Origin of the sequence: Acinetobacter lwoffii (assembly GCF_022809915.1) — a bacterium.
GTDB lineage: Bacteria > Pseudomonadota > Gammaproteobacteria > Pseudomonadales > Moraxellaceae > Acinetobacter > Acinetobacter lwoffii_M.
In genome coordinates, this window is record NZ_JALGQY010000069.1 from 1 (window position 1) to 2,618 (window position 2,618).

General features: G+C 33.3%; 3 protein-coding genes. 2 read left to right on the forward strand and 1 reads right to left on the reverse strand.

Going from position 1 to position 2,618, the window contains the following annotated elements; translation table 11 throughout:
- Together MTX11_RS16345 and MTX11_RS16350 are read left to right on the forward strand one after the other, a co-directional pair.
- Positions 1-506: hypothetical protein (locus MTX11_RS16345; RefSeq protein ID WP_243475601.1), on the forward strand; the 506-nt coding region annotated here is incomplete at its 5' end.
- A 433-nt stretch (positions 507-939) separates the two neighbouring features.
- Complete coding sequence (locus tag MTX11_RS16350) at positions 940-1,506, forward strand: recombinase family protein (RefSeq protein WP_000678311.1); 567 nt, start codon at positions 940-942, stop codon at positions 1,504-1,506.
- Positions 1,507-1,771: 265 nt separating this feature from the next.
- Here the strand turns inward: MTX11_RS16350 and MTX11_RS16355 are convergent, their stop codons facing one another.
- Complete coding sequence (locus MTX11_RS16355) at positions 1,772-2,101, reverse strand: four-helix bundle copper-binding protein (RefSeq protein WP_004641881.1); 330 nt, start codon at positions 2,099-2,101, stop codon at positions 1,772-1,774.
- Positions 2,102-2,618 lie beyond the last annotated feature (517 nt).

Below are 2,618 nucleotides of genomic sequence, written 5' to 3' on the forward strand. Positions count from 1 at the left end.
CTCAATTCTTGAGACATAGAGATTCAACGTTAAGTTCAGTAAAGAAAGAAAAGATTCATGAGTTACTAGCTCAAAAGTCAGAGATATCTTTGCCCTCATTATCACAAGAAAATACTGACCCAGATCAGGCAGATCAAAAATATGATGAAGCTGTTACTTGGTTAAGAAATAATACTCGTGGAGATGAATACAAAATTTTGTTGAACGAGAATATAGCTTATGGGTTTTTTCGAAACAGTTTAGGATTGAAGTGGGTAGCTATTATCCTATGTGTTTTAATTTTAGTTATACTCTTTATTTTATTTAAAGTTCACTATCCATATGAAAATTATGGGTTAAATGAGATGGTTGAATTCTCGAAAACTGTAAAATTAGCTTTTTGGCTAACTTTGGGACTTAGCATAGTTATGCCTTTTTATTGGATATTTTTTATTACTAAAAAGAGTATGAGAGCTAATGCAGAGATTTATGCTACAACATTGTTAGATCTTTCGTATAAAGTTTAAAAAGAATACAAGCAAGATAGGGAAGCTTTAAGTATTCCTAAAATTAACATAATACACCTTATGCGAAATGCGTTATAATTATCTATAGAAATCAATGCTGTAGTTCCTTTTTTGCCCAACCTCCCCCAAGGTGGGCTTTTTTTTATGATTTTTCATGTTCCACGACCTCTAAATGATCAATGTTCCACGATTTTAATAAGCCTTGGTAAACAGTAAGATCAGCCATGAAGTGAACCGTACTGGGTTTATCGGAGAGAAGTTTTTAATATCTAAATTTATGTAACTATAGAGTGTACCCTAAAGTTACAATCTGAAAGTTCATGAAATTATGTATCATTTAAATGATTTTTAATCATAAGTAACATGTAACTTTAGTGTTAAAGAATTATAATTTACGAAATTGTTCATTTTTATCCAATTGGGGCGTGAAAAAGTGAAAGGCCAAAAAGTAGGGTATGTCCGGGTAAGTTCTGTCGAGCAAAACACTGGACGTCAACTTGAAGGAATTGAGGTCGACCGGATTTTTGTTGACCGTGCTTCAGGTAAAAATACTGACCGACCTAAATTTCAGGAAATGTTGAACTATGTCCGGGAAGGGGACAGGGTGATTGTACATTCAATGGATCGTTTTGCGCGAAGCCTAAAAGATTTGGTCACTGAAGTAGATAAACTGGTCAAACGAGGGATCGCCATCCAGTTTGTAAAAGAAAATATTACTTTTACAGCCGAATCCACCCCGATGGATAATTTGATGCTTCAAATGATGGGTGCTTTTGCACAGTTCGAACGTGAGATCATTTTAGAGCGGCAAAAGGAAGGAATAAAACTCGCCTCTGCTCAGGGGAAGTACAAAGGTCGGGTGCATAAACTAAAGCCTGACCAAGCTGAAGCTTTACGACAAGCATGGAAGGAGGGGAAGTATCCATCGAAAATGGCATTAGGGAAAGCTTTTGGGATTAGTCGTCAGGCGGTATACCGATATTTACAAGTTAGTGAATAGCTTATTGGGATTGGCAACTAAATTTAGTTTAACTTATAAAAATCATGAAACATTGTTCGAATTTTAAGCGTGGAACATAAATAATCAATAAAAAGCCGCTCTGGTACCCTATGCCCCACAACGGCTTGATCTAATATACTGAAATTTAATGATAAATATCAAGTATTTCGTATAAGGTGTATTATGTTAATTTTAGGAAAGGCTCTAAGACTAGCAGAATGATTATGTTAGTCTAGAGCCATATAATTAACATTATTGAAGTATTTTACATGGCAATTTTTCGACATTCTTCTGCACACTGACGGCAAGCCTCAGCACATTTTTTACAATGATCATGTGAATGTTTTTCACACTCTTCCGCACAATATTCACAGATCTTAGCACAAAGCTCACAAATCTCTTTGAGGAAAGGTGAGTTATGTTGTTGCATACGCACACATAACTGACAAATATCTGCACATTCTAGACAACGTTGAATACATTCACGCATCATCTCTAAATCTTTTTCTTTTAAACAAGAAGTTGCACATTCAGTACAAATAAGTGAACAGTTTGTACATGCAGAAATACACTCTGAAAATTCCGTATTAATCATTTTTTACTCTCAATTTATATAATCAAAGAAATAATTAAAACATAATTTTTTTCTACTAATTATTTTAAATTATTAGTAAATGTAATACATAATGTTAATTTATATGAATAATGTTAATTTTAACTAAATCTTATTTATATTCCAAATTATTAAAAAACAGTTTTTAATTAGGATAGATGATCAAGTATCAAAAGCAGCTATTCTTAAAATAACTACAATAATTTTATCACTTTAAAAATAGATTTTCCCTCTATTTAACATAATGGGCGTTATACGAAGTTGAAGTGTTACTCACCATTCAAAATGTCTATATTCTCACTAATAAAAATGTCTAGTTTATGATGGGTTAACCATCATGGACTGGATATGAAATATAGATGCTGATCACTATGTCTGACAAAGAAATTCAACGTCTTGCTGTTCTGCAAGACGTTCGAGATGGCACTGTTGCAAATAACCACGAATGGTAAGCTGAAGACTGTTTTAGCTAAAGGTGCAGCATATGAATCCTTTCCAT

What these genes read in the sequence shown, in the direction of transcription:
- MTX11_RS16355 (WP_004641881.1), bottom strand. Translation starts at nt 2,101, where the DNA reads ATGATTAATACGGAATTTTCAGAGTGTATTTCTGCATGTACAAACTGT.